The organism is Curtobacterium sp. NPDC090223, from assembly GCF_044746585.1.
In the GTDB taxonomy this organism is placed as follows: Bacteria; Actinomycetota; Actinomycetes; order Actinomycetales; family Microbacteriaceae; genus Curtobacterium.
Genome location: NZ_JBIVCN010000001.1, coordinates 724,595 through 741,070, shown reverse-complemented (window position 1 = coordinate 741,070; position 16,476 = coordinate 724,595). Strand labels below are relative to the sequence as shown.

Here is a 16,476-nt window from a genome sequence, read left to right as displayed (position 1 = left end):
CGTGGCACGCCGTGTCGCCCGCCGGGTGCCGCCCTTCCGCCTGGTCGGCGGCACGCTCGTCGTCTGGCTGCTGCTCGCGGTCGCCAGTGTCGCGTGGTGGCCGGTGTACCGGGACGACGGCATGGTCGTCGCCGCGGTGACGGCCGTGGTCGCCGGGACGCTGATCGCGCTCCTCGGCGCACTCCTGCGGCTGCCGATGGTCGTCGTCGCCGTCGCGACGGTCGCGGCGTTCACCCTCACCGGTGTCCCCGCCGCCGTCCCGGGGCAGGCCGCCGGGCTCCTGCCCACCGGCCAGGGACTCGTCGACCTGTACTCCGGCGTCGCCCTCGGGTGGAAGCGCCTCGTCACCATCAGCCTGCCGGTCGGGACCTACGAGGCCCTGCTCGTCCCGTTCTTCGTGACGCTCCTCGTCGCCACGGTGACGGCCGTGAGCGTGGCGACCCGGGCCTCCAGACAGGAGCTGGCGAGCATCCCGGCACTGGTGCTGTTCGCGGCCGGTGTCGCCGTCGGGCCGAGCCGACTGGACACGTCGATCGTGGTGGCGGTCGCGCTGGCCGCGATCGCCCTGGTGTGGGCGGTGACGGTGCGGCACGCGCGCCGCGCGGTCGCGGTGGCGCAGACCATCGGGGCGCCGGTCGCGGTCGGGCGGTCCGTGCTCCGACCGGCGCTCGTCGGGACCGGCACCGTGGTCGCTGCCGCTGTCGTCGCGACCGGACTCGGACTCGTCGCTCCGCCCGCCGCACCGCGCACCGTGGCGCGGACCGACGTGGTGAAGCCGTTCGACCCGCGGGACTACGTCAGCCCGCTCAGCGGGTTCCGCGCCTACGAGGAGTCGACCGAGGCCGACGCCGCGCAGCTGCGGGTGACCGGACTGCCGGCGAACGGGTTCGTCCGCATCGCGACGCTCGACACCTACGACGGCGTGACGTACCGCGTCGGCGGCACGGACGGCGCGTCCGCCTCGGGCACGTTCGAACGGGTACCGACCTCGGTGGACGTGCGCGGGATGCGCGGCACGACCGTGCGCGTCGGCGTGACCGTCGACCGCTACAGCGGTGTCTGGTTGCCGACGGTCGGCGACCTGGAGCGTGTCGAGTTCACCGGCAGCGCGGCCGACCGCGAGCGCGGTGCGTTCTTCTACAACGCCTCGACGGGGACCGGTGCGGTCCTGGGCGGCGTCGACGACGGGACGCGGTACGACCTCACCGCCGTGGTGCCGGACCAGCCGACCGACGAGCAGCTCGCTTCGGCCCGGCCCGGTTCCGCCGACGTGCCCGCCGCCAGGAACGTGCCGGACGCCGTTCGCGAGACCGTCGAGTCGACGACCAGCGGCGCCCAGAGCGACGGCGCGAAGCTCGTCGCGATGATCCGGGCACTCAAGCAGAACGGCTACGTCAGCCACGGTGTCGGGGACGACCGGGTCAGCCGCTCCGGGCACGGCGCCGACCGCATCCAGGAGCTCCTCACCTCGCCGCTGATGCTCGGCGACCAGGAGCAGTACGCGGTGGCTGCGGCCCTGATGTCCCAGGACATCGGCTTCCCGACCCGGGTGGTGCTCGGCTTCGCTGCGGGCGGCGACTCGGGTTCGACGGCGTCGACGGGCAGCGGCTCCGGGACGACGACGTTCCGCGGGTCCGACGTGACCGCCCGGATCGAGGTCGACACCGCGCAGTGGGGCTGGGTGACGATCAACCCGAACCCGGCGGTGCGGGAGATCCCGGCCGAGCAGCAGCAGACCCCGAAGCCGGTGACGCGGCCGGAGACCGTCGTGCCGCCGCCCCCGGCTGACCAGCAGGACCAGGACCAGCAGGCACCGCCGCAGAGCGACCGGAACACCCCCGACCAGCCGCCGCTGTGGTTGCAGATCCTGCTGGCGGCGCTCCCGTGGGTGATCGGCACGCTCGGCTTCGTGGCGCTCGTGCTGCTGCCCTTCGGCGTGATCGTGGTGATCAAGCGCATCCGACGTCGGCGGCGCCGACGGGCCGGGACCGCCCGCGGACGGATCACCGGTGCCTGGGACGAGTACCGGGACGCGCTGCTCGACCGCGGCCAGGACGTCCCGGCGGCCGCCACACGTCGCGAGGTCGCGGTCGCTGCCCCCGGTGAGGCCGGCAGTGGGCTCGCCGCACTGGCCGACCGGGCGGTGTTCGGCCCGAGCGACGCGGACGACCAGACCGCCGACCGGATGTGGGACGCGACGGACACGGCGCTCGGTGAGCTCCGTGCAGGTCGGACACGACGCGAGCGGATCCGCACGGCGGTGTCCGTGCGATCGCTGCGGTCGGGACGAGCCGCCGTGTCCCGGGTCGGTCGTGCCGTCACCGGGCGCGCCCGCGCCGTGCGCCCCGGACGCGGAGCCGACGGTGACTACGATGTCCGGAGGCCCGCCGAGCGTCGCAGCGGGCCGGATGAGGACAGAGGCAACCTGTGATCAGATGCGAACACTGCGGATCAGTGCTCCCGGACGGAGCGATCTTCTGCGGTGAGTGCGGGCGTGCGGTGAACACGGCGTCCAGCCGTCGGACCGTCGCTCCCGAGCCCGTCGATCGGGGCACCCCGCCGCCGCTCCAGCAGCCCGACCCGCACGGGCGTCGCTCCGACCCCGCCGCCGAGGCGTGGCTGCCGGAGTCGACGCTCGACCCCGCGACCCGCGCCTGGCTGACCGGCGCCGACCGTCGCCGGGACGAGCCCGTCGCGCCGGTTCCGGTGCAGACGCCGGACTCCTTCGCGCCGCGCTCCGCGCCGTCGCACGTGCACGGGGCCGGGAGCGGCCTCGGTGAGTGGACCGGCGCGCCGGACCCGGTCGACGTTGCGGAGGCCGCCGATGCGGTGGACGACGTGGACACGGCCGCGGTCGCCGCCAGTGAGCCGCCGCTCGACCCCGATGCCTTCCCTTCCGAGCCTGCCCCGGCCGAGGACGACCCCGAGATCACCCGGGTCGCCCCACGGACGCAGGCTGCGCCGGTGGTTCCCGAGACGCCTGCGCCGGTCACGCCTGCCGCACCGGCCGAGTCGGCGGTGCCGTTCTGGGCCGCTCCCGAGGAACCCGCCGCCGCACCGGCCCCGAGTGCTCCGTCGTGGTGGATCGGCCGCGCGACCGACGACGGCGCGTCTGCCTCGGCGACGTCGGACATCCCGTCGGACGCTTCCTCGGCGTCGGACGATGCGCTTCCGACGGCCTCGGACGCCGCGACCGCACCGGACGCTGACGCTCGCACCGACGAGGTAGCCGCGCCCGCTCCGTCCGACGGCCCTGCGGCGGACGCCGATGCACCGCTCGCTCCGGGATCGGTCGCCCCGGGATCGGTTGCCGTGACGGACGCGTTCCCTGACGCTCCCGAGGGTCCTCGGCCCGGGGACACCGTGGCCGTCGAGCCGCTGATCGACCGCCGACCCCCGCGCCCCACGCCGCTGGTGCAGCCCGGGTCGCAGCCGACGACGTGCCACGTGTGCGGCAGCCAGCTCGAGCCGGACGACATCTTCTGCAACGAGTGCGGGGCCGTTCGCCCCGCGGTGACCGCCGCGTTCACGGGACCCGTCGTCCCGCTGCCCGTTGCACGCCCGGACTGGGCAGCGCAAGACGAGGTCGCAGCCGACGACGAGGTCTCGGCCGACGAAGAAACCGATGACGAGAACGACGACGAGCGCGCCGATGCAGCCCCCGCTGACGGCGCCCCAGCAGACGTCGCGCCGACGTCGGGTGCTCCGGTGTCGAGTGCGCCGTCGATCCCCGCGTCGCCGACCGCACCGTCGTCCATCCCCGCTCCCGAGGACTCCGGGCCGGTCGCTCCGGTCCCGACCGCTGCGCCCCTCCCGCCGATCCCGGGTGCTGCACCGCTCCCGCCCGTAGCAGGTGCTGCAGCGCTCCCGCCCGTGCCGGGTGCGGAGTCCGCGGTGCTCCCGCCGGCCGACGAGGAGTCCGTGCCGTCGAGCTCGGACGCCGACGAGAGCGCCCAGCTGGACGAGGACGTCGACGAGACCCGCATCGTCACGAAGACGCCGACACGTGCCCCGTTCGTCCTGCACTTCAGCACCGGCGAACGGCTCGGCGTCCACGGCACCGGACTCCTCGGACGCCTGCCCAGGCCCGAGCCCGGCGAGCGGTTCGACGACCTGCTGACGATCCACGACCCGGGCAAGTCCGTGTCGAAGACGCACCTGGAACTCGGTCGAGACGGGGACGACCTGTGGGTGTCCGACCGGTTCTCCGGCAACGGTTCGGTGATCCGGCACATCGACGGGTCCATCCGTCGGTGCGAGCCCGGGCGTCGGTACCGGGTCGAGCGCGGTGCTCGGGTGGACGTCGGGGAGCAGTTCTTCCTGGTCCAGTAGCTCCACCCCGCTCCTGCACAGCCTGATCGACGGCGTCGGTTCTCCACCGGCGCCGTCGATCTGCGTCCGGGCGGGTGCACGTGCGTTGGACTGGGCCGCATGAGGGTGGTGCTCGTCCGGAGCGTGGTGGTCGTGACCGCGGTCGTGCTCGCCGTGGTCGGGTCCGACCGGTTCGTCGGCACGGTCGCGGCCCTCGCTGCTGCGGCGTGTCTGGTCGTGATCGCGATGCTCGTCCGGAGCGCTCCCGGGGACGCCACCGACACCGCCACCCCGGCCGTCCGACCGCCGGACGTCGTACCGCCGGACGCGCCGGGTCTCCCCGACGCCGATCCGGCCGTGCCGGACGTCGATCCTCGCGCGCTCCCCGTCGGGTCCGCTCCGGACGGCCGGCCGATCGAGCTCGACGCCTCGACCGGCATCGTCGTCGTCGGCCGAGGCGCGCTGGCCGTCGCGGTGTTCACGGCACTCGTGGCCGAACTCGGTCGCTGTGCCGGCGCCGATGACGAACTCCGCTCCGTCGGGCCAGACGGCAGGGGCACGGCCGACGGAGTGGCCGTCGCGGTCGTCATCGACGGGGCGGGGGGACGGACGGGCTCGGTCGTGCTGGTACCCGACCTGCGGAGCACGCCCCGGCAGCGGTCACCGACGATCGACGTGACGCGCTACGGCTGCACCGTCCGGCGCGACCCGGACGACGTCGGCAGCATCCGGGTGATCCCGGCGCTGCCGCTCCTCGGCACGCGGCACACCCGTCGTGACGGACCGGGCTGACCGCTCAGCGCAGGCCGGCCCCCGGGCGGATCGCGCCGACACGCACCCCGCCACCGAGGACCTTCTCGCCGGTGGCATCGAGCACGTCGGCGACACCGTCCGCCGGCACGACCCCGTTCCGCTCCAGCAGCGTCAACGCGGCGAGCGTCCCGGCGCGGAGCGCACCGTCGAGGACCTTGACGACCACGGCGGCCCCGCCGGGCTTGCCCATCACCATGACCCCCTCGGCGCCGAGCTTCGCGACCAGGCCGAGCCGTTCGATCGTCACCGTGTTCGCCCGGCCCACGCCGTCGATCGCCCACGCGTTCGCCAGGACCGCGTCGGTGAGCTCGGCGGAGTCCGCGTCGGCGCGCTGCACCAGCCCGGCGATGCCACGTGCCAGGCCGGTGAGGGTCAGGGGGAACACCGGGGCTCCGCAGCCGTCGATGCCGACGACGTCCACGGTCTCACCGGTGGCGTCCTCGACGGTCGTCCGCACGAGACGCTGCATCGGGTGGTCGATGTCCAGGTAGGTGGCGTCGTCCCAGCCGTTCACCCGGCACGCCGCGAGCATGCCGGCGTGCTTGCCCGAGCAGTTCATCGTCAGGCGACGGGGCTCGGTCATGGTGCGTCCGGTGGCCCGGTCGTAGGGCATGTCCGGCGGGCACCCGAGATCAGCCTCGACGTGGTCGAAGGACTCGAGCATGTGCTGCACGACCGCCTGGTGCGACGGCGTCCCCGCGTGGCTCGCCGTGGTCAGGACGAGTTCGGCGTCGTGGAACACGGCACCGGCGCGACGGACCGCCAGCGCCTGGAAGGGCTTCATCGTGGACCGCGGGTAGATGCTCGCGTCGACGTCGCCGACGGAGTCGATCACCGTTCCGCTGGCATCGACCACGACACCCGCGCCGACATGGCGGCTCTCGTCGAACCCGGAGCGCTCGAGCACCGCCAGTTCGACGGACCCCGCTGCGGTGAGAGGATGGCGGTCGGTGCGGACATCGGTGCTTCCCGTCATGCCCACGATCGTACCGAGGCCCGACAACGCCGATCGCACGGACCGCGCTGATCGCACCGCTGGCACCGATCGCCGGCACGACCACGACCACGACCAGGGAGACGCCATGCAGGACCACGAGTACGAGGTCGCCGTCCAGTGGATCGGCGACCGGGGGACCGGCACGAGCGGCTACCGCGAGTACGGCCGCGAGCACGTCGTCAGCGCTGCGGGCAAGCCGGACCTTCCCGGGTCCGCCGACCCGACCTTCCGCGGCGACCGCGATCGCTGGAACCCCGAGGAGCTCCTCACCGCCGCGCTCGCGCAGTGCCACATGCTGAGCTACCTGCACGTCGCCGTGACCCGTGGTTTCACGGTCGTGGCGTACGAGGACCGCGCGACCGCCGCGCTGAACCTCAACCGCGACGGCTCCGGCGAGATCACGAGCGCGACGCTGCACCCCGTCGTCACCATCGCCGAGGCGGACCGTGTCGCGGACGCCGAGGCCGCCCACGCGGACGCGAACGCGCTGTGCTTCATCGCCCGTTCCGTCGCGTTCCCGGTGCACCACGAGCCGGTGATCCGCGTGCAGGAGACCGTCGACGAGAGTGCACTCGGAGCGGACTCATCAGCGCGTGAGGCAGACTAGGTCCCCGTGAAGCGTCTCCGCCTGCTCCCGATCGCCCTCGTCCCCGTCGTCGTCCTCGGGCTCGCCGCCTGCTCGGGCTCCGGCTCGAACGACGCCTCCGCGTCCGCATCAGCCTCCGCGAGTGCCACCGCCTCGGCGATCACCAGCTGCCCGAAGCCCGGCAAGTCGTCCGCCGCGATCGACGTCTCCGGCGACTTCAACGGGACGAAGGCCCCGACGGTCACGTTCGACAAGGGCCTGAAGGCGACCCCGCCGCAGGCGACGACCGTGATCAAGGGCACGGGCGCCTCGCTGAAGGACGGTGACTACGTCCAGGTCGCGTACACCGTGTACAAGGCCTCCACGGCGAAGGCGCTCGGCACGGTCGGCTTCGACCAGGGCAACGCGCAGGTGCTCTCCGTCGGCGGGACTGGCTTCGGCGCTCTGCTGGCCTGCTCGAACGTCGGCGACCGGATCGCTGCCGTCGGTGCCTCCTCGGCGCTCGGGTTCAACACCGGCGGCAACATCGTCGTCGTCGCGGACGTCATCGCGCAGACGCCGACGAAGTCCACCGGCGCCGCGCAGCCGCAGGACCCGAAGCTCCCGACCGTCAAGGACAAGGCCGACGGCGAGCCGGAGATCACGATCCCGGACGTCGACGCGCCGTCGAAGACCACGGCCGAGGTCATCAAGCAGGGCACGGGCGACGCGATCGCCGACGGCGACACCGCGCTCGTGCAGTACAAGGGCGTCCTCTACGACGGCGGCAAGGAGTTCGACTCCTCCTGGTCGAAGGGGGCCCCGACCACCTTCACGGTCGCCGAGGGCTCGCTCATCAAGGGCTTCGTCACCGGCCTGGTCGGCCAGAAGATCGGCTCGCAGGTGATGATCGTCGTCACGCCGACCGACGGCTACGGCGCCAACCCGCCCGAGGGCTCGGACATCCCGAAGAACGCGACCCTCGTCTTCGTCGTCGACATCCTCGCCAAGGGCTGACCCGATGGGCCAGGGTCCGGTCACGACCGACCGCCGCCGCGTCGTCCTCCTCGGCAGCACGGGGTCGATCGGCACCCAGGCCCTCGACGTCATCGAGCGGAACCCCGACCGGTTCGAGGTCGTCGGCCTCACCGCGGCCACCAACGCGGACCTGCTCGCCGAGCAGGCCGCCGCCTTCGGCGTCCGCGACACCGCCCTCGGCGCCACCGACGCCGAGCACCTCGTCCGCAGCGTCGCGGCGGACGTCGTCCTGAACGGCATCACCGGCTCGGTCGGCCTGGGCCCGACCCTCGCGACCCTCGAGACGGGCGCCACGCTGGCGCTGGCCAACAAGGAGAGCCTGATCGTCGGCGGCCCGCTCGTGCAGGCCGCAGCGGCTCCCGGGCAGATCGTCCCGGTCGACAGCGAGCACTCCGCGATCGCGCAGGCCCTGCGCTCGGGCACCGACGCCGAGGTCCGCCGCCTGGTCCTCACCGCGAGCGGCGGACCGTTCCGCGGCCGCTCACGCGACGAGCTCCGCGACGTCACGCCGGCCCAGGCGCTCGCACACCCGACGTGGGACATGGGCCTCGTCGTCACCACGAACTCGGCGACGCTGGTCAACAAGGGCCTCGAGGTCATCGAGGCCCACCTGCTCTTCGGTGTCCCCTACGACCGCATCGACGTCACGGTGCACGCGCAGTCGATCGTGCACTCGATGGTCGAGTTCACCGACGGCTCGACGATCGCCCAGGCCTCCCCGCCGGACATGCGGCTGCCGATCGCCCTCGGTCTCGCGTGGCCGCACCGTGTCCCCGGCGTGGGCGTCCCGCTCGACTGGATGGCGGCGAGCACCTGGACGTTCGAGCCGCTCGACACCGACGCGTTCGGTGCCGTCGCCCTGGCGAAGCGCGTCGGCGAACTCGGCGAGACGTACCCGGCGGTCTTCAACGCCGCGAACGAGCAGGCGGTAGCGGCCTTCCACGCCGGCGCCATCGGCTTCCTCGACATCGTGGACACCGTCGAGCGGGTCGTCGAGTCGCACGTCGCGGGGGAGTCCTCGCTCGAGGGTGTGCTTGCTGCGGAGCGCTGGGCGCGCGATGCCGCGGACCGCGCGCTGGCACGCTGACGGCCAGCGCTGACGCGCCACCGGACGGGAGGCCGGGCGAACCACCCAGCGCACGCTCGGCTGGTTCTTTGCCAGCGTCCCGTACGCTCGTCCGGTGACCGTCGGAACCGTGCTCCTCTTCGTCCTCGGCGTGGTCGTCTTCATCGTCGGCCTGCTGATCTCGATCGGGCTCCACGAGCTCGGTCACCTCGCGTTCGCGAAGCTCTTCCGCGTCAAGGTGACGCAGTACTCGCTCGGGTTCGGCAAGGCGATGTGGTCCTTCCGTCGCGGCGAGACCGAGTACGGCATCCGTCCGATCCTGCTCGGCGGCTACATCTCGATGGTCGGGATGCTGAAGCCCCGCGCCTCGGGACGGGCCATCACGAACACCGGGATGTACAGCGCGTTCGTGCAGGACGCGCGCCAGGCCAGCGCCGAGCAGATCGCGGAGGCCGGCGGCGACGACTCCCGGGCGTTCTACCGGCTCACCCCCTGGAAGCGCATCATCGTGATGGTCGCGGGTCCGGCGATGAACCTCGTGATCGGCATCGTGTTGTTCGGCGTGCTGCTGGTCGGGTTCGGTGCGCCGACGACCACGTTCACGTCGAGCGTCGACTGCGTGCTGCCGACGACGGCCACCACGACGTGCAGCCCGAACGACGCGGTCTCCCCGGCCAAGGAAGCCGGCATCGAGCCCGGCGACGTCGTCCTCGCGGTCGACGGCATCCAAGACCCGACGATCACGCAGGTGTCGGACACGTTCCAGAAGGCCGCGGGGGAGTCCGTCACGGTCGTCGTCGAGCGGGACGGCGCCCGGAAGACCCTCGAGGTCACGCCGGCCCTCGCCACCCGTGACGTCTACGACGCCCAGGGCAAGGTCGTCGAGAACGCCGACGGCACCACGAAGACGCAGCAGGTCGGCGTGGTCGGGGTCTCGATCGGCCAGACCCTGGTGCGCCAGTCGCCCGCTGCGGTCCTGCCGGCGACCGGGGCGCAGATCGCCGCGTCCGCGCACCTCATCATCGACCTGCCGCAGCGACTCGTCGCGGTCTGGAACGCCGCGTTCGGCGCCCAGGAGCGCTCGGCAGACAGCCCCGTCTCGGTGGTCGGCGTCGGCCGCGCGATCGGCACGGTGTCCTCGATGAGCGGCGTGCCGGTGGTCGACAAGATCTACACGATCCTCGGCCTGCTCGCCTCGCTGAACATCGGCCTGTTCGTCCTCAACATGGTGCCGCTGCTGCCGCTCGACGGCGGGCACATCGCCGGTGCGCTGTGGGAGGCCGTGAAGCGCCGGTCGTTCAAGCTCGTCGGCAAAGCGGACCCGGGCCCGATCGACCTCGCGAAGACGATGCCGCTCACGATGGCGGTCGTGGTGCTGCTGGCCGGCATGAGCGCACTGCTCATCTACGCCGACATCGTCCGCCCGGTCAACCTGTTCGGGTAGTCCGCGCCGGTACCAGGACGCACCACGCCGCTACGCTCAGCCCATGAGCACAACGCCCGAGGTCCGCACGGTCGAGCGGCAGGGCATCGACGTCATCGCCGAGTCCGAGCGGAAGGGGCGCCCGCGCGGGCTGTTCTGGCCGTGGTTCGCCGCGAACATCTCCGTCCTCGGCCTGAGCTACGGCTCGTTCGTCCTGGGCTTCGGCATCTCCGCCGCACAGGCCACCGTGGTCGCGGTGGTCGGTGTCGTGTTCTCGTTCCTGCTGTGCGGGATCGTCGCGATCGCCGGCAAGCGCGGATCATCCCCGACGATGGTGCTCAGCCGCGCCGCGTTCGGGGTCCGCGGCAACCGGCTGCCGTCCTTCCTGAGCTGGATCCTCACCGTCGGGTGGGAGACCTCCCTGGCAGCCCTCGCCGTCCTGGCGACGTCGACGGTCTTCCGCGAGCTGGGCTGGGACGACGGCGTCGTCACGAAGCTCGTCGCCCTGGTCGTCGTCGCCGCCCTGGTGATCGGCGCCGGCATCGCCGGGTTCGACGTGATCATGCGCCTGCAGACCTGGATCACGGTCATCACCGCGGTCCTCACGGTCGTGTACATCGTGCTCGTCGCGCCGTCGATCGACCTCGGCGCGATCGGCTCCCTGCCGTCGGGCAGCGCGCAGAACGTGATCGGAGCGCTCGTCCTCGTGATGACCGGCTTCGGACTCGGTTGGGTGAACGCCGCTGCCGACTACTCCCGGTACCTGCCGCGCTCGTCCTCGACCGGCGGCGTGGTCTGGTGGACGACGTTCGGCGGTGCGCTCGCCCCGGCGGTCCTCGTCGTGGTGGGCATCCTGCTCGCCGGGTCGTCGAAGGACCTCGACACCGCGATCAGCGCGGACCCGATCGGCGCGCTGACGACGCTGCTGCCGGTCTGGTTCCTCATCCCGTTCGCGATCGTGGCGATCCTCGGGCTCGTCGGCGGCGCGGTGCTCGACATCTACTCGTCCGGGCTGGCGCTCCTGAGCGCGGGCATCCGCATCCCACGCCCGGTCGCAGCCGGGGTGGACGGCGTGTTCATGATCGCCGGCGCCGTGTACGTGGTGTTCTTCGCGACCGACTTCATCTCGCCGTTCCAGGCGTTCCTCGTCACGCTGGGCGTGCCGATCGCCGCCTGGTGCGGGGTGTTCGTCGCCGACGTGGTCCTGCGCTGCACGTCCTACGCCGAGGCCGAGCTGCACGACCGCCGCGGCCGCTACGGCGACGTCCGCTGGGGTGCGATCGGGCTCGTCGTGCTCGGGACCGTCCTCGGCTGGGGCCTCGTCACGAACACCTACGGCGTGCCGTCCTGGCTGAACTGGCAGGGGTACCTGCTCGAGCCGTTCGGCCTCGGCGGGCGGGACGGGGCCTGGGCGTACGCGAACCTCGGCGTGCTCGTCGCCCTGGTCGTCGGCTTCGTCGGCACCCTGTTCTCGCGCGGGGCGATCCGCCGGCAGGAATCCCGGGCGACCGTCCACGACACCGGCACGAGCGGACAGGCGACCCGGGCGTGACCAGCACGGACACCGACGGCGCCTGGCTCGTCGCGATCGACATGCAGCACGTCTTCACCGGGGACAGCCCCTGGGCGACCCCCGGGTACGACCGCGCAGCGGCCGGCATCGAGCGGCTCCTGCCACGCTTCGCCGGCCGCACCGTGTGCACCCGGTTCGTCGCGCCGGAGCACCCGCAGGGTGCGTGGGTCGACTACTACCGCGATTGGCCCTTCGCCCTCGTCCCCGCGGACGACCCGCTGTACGACCTGACCGAGCCGTTCGCGGCACTGGACGGCCCCGTCGTCACCGCGACGAGCTTCGGCAAGTGGGGGACCGGCCTCCAGTCCGTCGTCGGGGCGGAACCGCACCTGGTCCTGACGGGCGTGTCGACGGACTGCTGCGTGCTGTCCACCGCGCTCGCGGCGGCGGACGCCGGCGTGCGCGTGACGGTCGTGGCGGACGCCTGTGCCGGGGTCAGCGACGCCGACCACGAGCGCGCCCTGGACGTGATGCGCCTGTACGGGCCGCTCGTCACCGTCGTCGACACCCTGTGAGCGGGCGCTCCGCCGTGTCGGCGGGAGCGCGTAGAGTTCGACTCGTGCCCGCTGTGAACCTCGGTATGCCCAAGGCCCCCGAAACCCTCGCCCCTCGCCGCAAGTCCCGCCAGATCAGGGTCGGCAAGGTGCTGGTCGGTGGCGACGCGCCGGTGTCCGTGCAGTCGATGACCACGACGCCGACGACGAACATCAACGCGACGCTCCAGCAGATCGCTGAGCTCACCGCCTCCGGCTGCGACATCGTGCGCGTCGCGGTCCCCAGCCAGGACGACGCCGACGCGCTGCCGATCATCGCGAAGAAGTCGCAGATCCCGGTGATCGCGGACATCCACTTCCAGCCGAAGTACGTCTTCCAGGCCATCGACGCCGGGTGTGCCGCGGTGCGCGTGAACCCGGGCAACATCCGCAAGTTCGACGACCAGGTCGGCGCCATCGCGGCTGCGGCCAAGGCGGCGAACGTCAGCCTCCGCATCGGGGTGAACGCCGGTTCGCTCGAGCCGAGCCTGCTCCAGAAGTACGGCAAGGCCACCCCCGAGGCGCTCGTCGAGTCCGCCGTGTGGGAAGCCTCCCTGTTCGAGGAACACGACTTCCACGACTTCAAGATCTCGGTCAAGCACAACGACCCGATCGTCATGGTCAAGGCCTACCGCCAGCTCGCCGAGCGCGGTGACTGGCCGCTGCACCTCGGCGTGACCGAGGCCGGCCCGGAGTTCCAGGGCACGATCAAGAGCGCCACGGCGTTCGGCATCCTGCTCGGCGAGGGCATCGGCGACACCATCCGTGTGTCCCTGTCGGCACCCCCCGCGCAAGAGGTCAAGGTCGGCCTGCAGATCCTGCAGTCGCTGAACCTGCGCGAGCGCAAGCTCGAGATCGTCTCCTGCCCGAGCTGCGGCCGTGCGCAGGTCGACGTCTACCAGCTCGCCAACGACGTCACCTCGGGGCTCGAGGGCATGACCGTCCCGCTGCGTGTCGCCGTCATGGGCTGCGTCGTGAACGGCCCGGGCGAAGCCCGTGAAGCCGATCTCGGCGTCGCCTCCGGCAACGGCAAGGGACAGATCTTCGTGAAGGGCCAGGTCATCAAGACCGTGCCGGAGTCCGAGATCGTCGCGACCCTCATCGAAGAGGCCAACCGCCTCGCCGACGAGATGGGTCCGGCGGCCGGCACCGGCAAGCCGCTCGTCGTCACCTCGTAGCGCGTCCGCCGGCAGTGCCCGGCCGCCGCTAGGCTTGCGTCCGTGGTCACACGGCTTTCGCATCTGTTCCTCCGTACGCTCCGCGACGACCCCTCCGACGCCGAGGTGACGAGCCACAAGCTGCTCGTCCGCGCCGGGTACGTCCGTCGCCAGTCCCCGGGGATCTTCGCGTGGCTGCCGCTCGGGCTGCGCGTGCGCGCGAAGATCGAGGACATCATCCGCCAGGAGATGGTGGCCGCCGGCGCGCAAGAGGTCCTGCTGCCGGCGCTCTTGCCGCGTGACCCGTACGAGGCGACGAACCGCTGGACCGAGTACGGCGACGGCATGTTCCGCCTGCAGGACCGCAAGGGCGCCGACTACCTGCTCGCCCCCACCCACGAGGAGATGTTCGCGCTCCTGGTGAAGGACCTGTACTCGTCGTACAAGGACCTGCCGGTCACGCTGTTCCAGATCCAGGACAAGTACCGCGACGAGGCACGACCCCGCGCCGGCCTCCTGCGCGGCCGCGAGTTCACCATGAAGGACGCGTACTCGTTCGACCTCGACGACGCCGGCCTCGAGCGCAGCTACCAGGTGATGCGCGACGCCTACGAGAAGATCTTCGCCCGACTGGGCCTCGAGTACGTGATCGTCAAGGCGGACGCGGGCGCGATGGGCGGCTCGAAGTCCGAGGAGTTCCTGCACCCGATCGCCGTCGGCGAGGACACCTTCGTCCGGAGCGCCGGCGGGTACGCCGCCAACGTCGAGGCGTACGTCACGCCGGTGCCCGATGCGCTGCCGATCGAGGGGCTGCCCGAGCCCGTGCTGCTCCCGGCGTCGGACACCCCGACCATCCAGACCCTCGTCGACCACGCCAACCAGGTCGCCCCCCGCGACGGCGCGCCGTGGACCGCTGCCGACACGCTGAAGAACGTCGTGCTGGCGCTCACCCACCTCGACGGCACCCGGGAGGTCGTCGTGGTCGGCCTGCCCGGTGACCGCGACGTCGACCTGAAGCGCGCCGAGGTGGCGTTCGCCCCGGCCGAGGTCGAAGCCGCGGGCGACGACGACTTCCGGAAGCACAAGGGCCTGGTCAAGGGCTACATCGGCCCGCAGGTCCTCGGTGCCGACAGCGCGACGGGCATCCGCTACTTCGTCGACCCCCGTGTCGTCGACGGCACCGTGTGGATCACCGGCGCGAACGAGCGCGGGGTGCACGTCTCCGGTCTCGTCGCAGGCCGTGACTTCGTGGCCGACGGCGTCGCCGAGGTCTCCGACGTCCGTGCCGGCGACCCCGCACCGGACGGCTCCGGCCCGCTGGAGACCGCGCGCGGCATGGAGATCGGGCACGTCTTCCAGCTCGGCCGCAAGTACGCCGAGGCCCTCGGGCTCAAGGTGCAGGACGAGAACGGCAAGCTCACGACCGTCACGATGGGCTCCTACGGCATCGGCGTGACGCGCATCCTCGCGATCCTCGCCGAGGCACACAACGACGACAAGGGCCTGGCCTGGCCGAAGCACGTCGCACCGTTCGACGTGCACGTGGTGGCGACGGGCCGGGACGCGACGGCCTACGACCTGGCGACGAGCATCATCGCCGAGCTCGAGGGCGACCGCTTCGACGTGCTCTACGACGACCGTCCGAAGGTCTCGCCCGGCGTGAAGCTCCGCGACGCCGAACTCCTCGGCATGCCGATCGTCGTCGTCGCCGGCCGCGGCGCGGCCGACGGCATCGTCGAACTGTGGAACCGCGCGAGCGGCGAGCGCACCGAGGTGCCCGTCGCCGAGCTGCTGGACGCGGTCCGCGCGATCTAGCGGGTCGCGTCGTCGACGCGACCACCCAGGGACGGGAGGCACGGTGCCAGCTGGCACCGTGCCTCCCGTCCGTCGGTGCTGTGGGCGGCCGGGCCGCGAGCCGCAGTGCGGTAGTCTGGACGCCGACTTCTGCGCGGTTCCAGTGCGCCGGAGCGACTCAGCTGAATACGGAGGCCCTCGGTGAAGATCGATCTCGCAGTCCTGCGACTCATGGAGCGTGAACGGGAGATCCCGTTCGAAGAACTCGTCCAGATCATCGAGTCGGCCATCCTGACGGCCTACCACAAGCACACCGCCGAGAACGGCGAGCCGGCCGACGCCCAGTCGCGCGTCGAGCTCGACCGGAAGTCCGGCGAGGTCAGCGTGTTCGTGCCGGAGCGCGACGACGAGGGCACCGTCATCGGCGAGGCCGTCGACCAGCCCAGCGACTTCGGGCGGATCGCGGCGTTCGCGGCGAAGCAGGTCATCAACCAGCGCCTCCGCGACATCGGCGACGACAAGATCCTCGGCCAGTTCCGCGGGAAAGAGGGCGACATCGTCGCCGGCGTCGTCCAGCAGGGCCCGAACCCGAAGATGGTGCACGTCGACCTCGGCACCGTCGAGGCGATCCTGCCCCCCGAGGAGCAGGTGCCCGGTGAGACCTACGCGCACGGCTCGCGCATCCGCGTGTACGTGACGAGCGTCGGCCGCGGTCCCAAGGGCCCGCAGATCATCGTGTCGCGCACGCACCCGGGCCTGGTCCGGAAGCTCTTCGCGCTCGAGGTCCCGGAGATCGCGTCCGGCGTGGTGGAGATCACCTCCCTCGCCCGCGAGGCCGGTCACCGCACCAAGCTCGCCGTGAAGGCGAACGAGCCGGGCGTGAACGCCAAGGGTGCCTGCATCGGTGAGCTCGGCGCGCGCGTGCGTGCCGTGACGACGGAGCTCGGCGCCGAGAAGATCGACATCGTGGACTGGTCCCCGGACCTCGCGACGTTCGTGGCGAGCGCGCTGTCGCCCGCGAAGGTGACGAGTGCGTTCGTGCTCGACGTCTCGACGAAGGCCGTCCGTGCCCTGGTGCCGGACTACCAGCTGTCGCTCGCGATCGGCAAGGAAGGGCAGAACGCCCGCCTCGCCGCCAAGCTCACGGGTGCGCGCATCGACATCCAGCCGGATTCGATCCTGGACGACGACGAGTCCTGATCAACA

General features: G+C 72.1%; 13 protein-coding genes. 12 read left to right on the top strand and 1 reads right to left on the bottom strand.

Annotation, left to right across the window (positions count from 1 at the left end):
- The first annotated feature begins 1 nt into the window (after position 1).
- From ACIPJY_RS03475 to ACIPJY_RS03465, 3 genes are all read left to right on the top strand, one after another.
- Positions 2–2,431 (top strand): transglutaminaseTgpA domain-containing protein, encoded by a 2,430-nt coding sequence (locus ACIPJY_RS03475; RefSeq protein ID WP_400459402.1) that lies wholly within the window; start codon positions 2–4, stop codon positions 2,429–2,431.
- Between the two features lie 23 nt (positions 2,432–2,454).
- Positions 2,455–4,332 (top strand): hypothetical protein, encoded by a 1,878-nt coding sequence (locus ACIPJY_RS03470; RefSeq protein ID WP_400459404.1) that lies wholly within the window; start codon positions 2,455–2,457, stop codon positions 4,330–4,332.
- Between the two features lie 99 nt (positions 4,333–4,431).
- Positions 4,432–5,103: a hypothetical protein gene (locus tag ACIPJY_RS03465; protein WP_400459407.1), complete on the top strand. Its 672-nt coding sequence runs from the start codon at positions 4,432–4,434 to the stop codon at positions 5,101–5,103.
- Positions 5,104–5,107: 4 nt separating this feature from the next.
- On the opposite strand, the gene ACIPJY_RS03460 is transcribed toward ACIPJY_RS03465, so the two are convergent.
- A complete protein-coding gene (locus ACIPJY_RS03460; RefSeq protein ID WP_400459410.1) occupies positions 5,108–6,100 on the bottom strand; it encodes an asparaginase in 993 nt (330 codons plus the stop codon).
- 106 nt (positions 6,101–6,206) lie between these two features.
- Between ACIPJY_RS03460 and ACIPJY_RS03455 the strand changes: the two genes are divergently transcribed.
- The 9 genes from ACIPJY_RS03455 to nusA all read left to right on the top strand — a co-directional run bounded on the left by ACIPJY_RS03455 (position 6,207) and on the right by nusA (position 16,470).
- Positions 6,207–6,728: an OsmC family protein gene (locus ACIPJY_RS03455; protein ID WP_400459413.1), complete on the top strand. Its 522-nt coding sequence runs from the start codon at positions 6,207–6,209 to the stop codon at positions 6,726–6,728.
- Between the two features lie 6 nt (positions 6,729–6,734).
- Positions 6,735–7,703: an FKBP-type peptidyl-prolyl cis-trans isomerase gene (locus ACIPJY_RS03450; protein WP_400459416.1), complete on the top strand. Its 969-nt coding sequence runs from the start codon at positions 6,735–6,737 to the stop codon at positions 7,701–7,703.
- A 4-nt stretch (positions 7,704–7,707) separates the two neighbouring features.
- Positions 7,708–8,811: a 1-deoxy-D-xylulose-5-phosphate reductoisomerase gene (gene dxr, locus ACIPJY_RS03445; RefSeq protein WP_400459419.1), complete on the top strand. Its 1,104-nt coding sequence runs from the start codon at positions 7,708–7,710 to the stop codon at positions 8,809–8,811.
- A 94-nt stretch (positions 8,812–8,905) separates the two neighbouring features.
- Complete coding sequence (locus ACIPJY_RS03440) at positions 8,906–10,234, top strand: M50 family metallopeptidase (RefSeq protein WP_400459422.1); 1,329 nt, start codon at positions 8,906–8,908, stop codon at positions 10,232–10,234.
- Positions 10,235–10,277: 43 nt separating this feature from the next.
- On the top strand, positions 10,278–11,765 hold the full coding sequence (locus tag ACIPJY_RS03435) for a purine-cytosine permease family protein (protein WP_400459425.1): 1,488 nt from the start codon (positions 10,278–10,280) through the stop codon (positions 11,763–11,765).
- Positions 11,762–12,301 (top strand): cysteine hydrolase family protein, encoded by a 540-nt coding sequence (locus tag ACIPJY_RS03430; protein WP_400459428.1) that lies wholly within the window; start codon positions 11,762–11,764, stop codon positions 12,299–12,301. The genes ACIPJY_RS03435 and ACIPJY_RS03430 overlap by 4 nt, the downstream gene beginning before the upstream one ends.
- Before the next feature lie 65 nt (positions 12,302–12,366).
- On the top strand, positions 12,367–13,497 hold the full coding sequence (gene ispG / locus ACIPJY_RS03425) for a flavodoxin-dependent (E)-4-hydroxy-3-methylbut-2-enyl-diphosphate synthase (RefSeq protein ID WP_132049832.1): 1,131 nt from the start codon (positions 12,367–12,369) through the stop codon (positions 13,495–13,497).
- Positions 13,498–13,539: 42 nt separating this feature from the next.
- A complete protein-coding gene (locus ACIPJY_RS03420; RefSeq protein WP_400459431.1) occupies positions 13,540–15,291 on the top strand; it encodes a proline--tRNA ligase in 1,752 nt (583 codons plus the stop codon).
- A 180-nt stretch (positions 15,292–15,471) separates the two neighbouring features.
- Entirely contained in the window at positions 15,472–16,470 is a 999-nt protein-coding gene (gene nusA, locus ACIPJY_RS03415; RefSeq protein ID WP_123653584.1) for a transcription termination factor NusA, read from the top strand.
- The last annotated feature ends 6 nt before the right edge of the window (positions 16,471–16,476 follow it).

Bases quoted from the DNA above. Each gene is read 5' to 3' on its own strand.
- ACIPJY_RS03465 (WP_400459407.1), top strand. From the start codon at position 4,432: ATGAGGGTGGTGCTCGTCCGGAGCGTGGTGGTCGTGACCGCGGTCGTG.
- ACIPJY_RS03455 (WP_400459413.1), top strand. From the start codon at position 6,207: ATGCAGGACCACGAGTACGAGGTCGCCGTCCAGTGGATCGGCGACCGG.
- ACIPJY_RS03460 (WP_400459410.1), bottom strand. From the start codon at position 6,100: ATGACGGGAAGCACCGATGTCCGCACCGACCGCCATCCTCTCACCGCA.
- ACIPJY_RS03435 (WP_400459425.1), top strand. From the start codon at position 10,278: ATGAGCACAACGCCCGAGGTCCGCACGGTCGAGCGGCAGGGCATCGAC.
- dxr (WP_400459419.1), top strand. From the start codon at position 7,708: ATGGGCCAGGGTCCGGTCACGACCGACCGCCGCCGCGTCGTCCTCCTC.
- ispG (WP_132049832.1), top strand. From the start codon at position 12,367: ATGCCCAAGGCCCCCGAAACCCTCGCCCCTCGCCGCAAGTCCCGCCAG.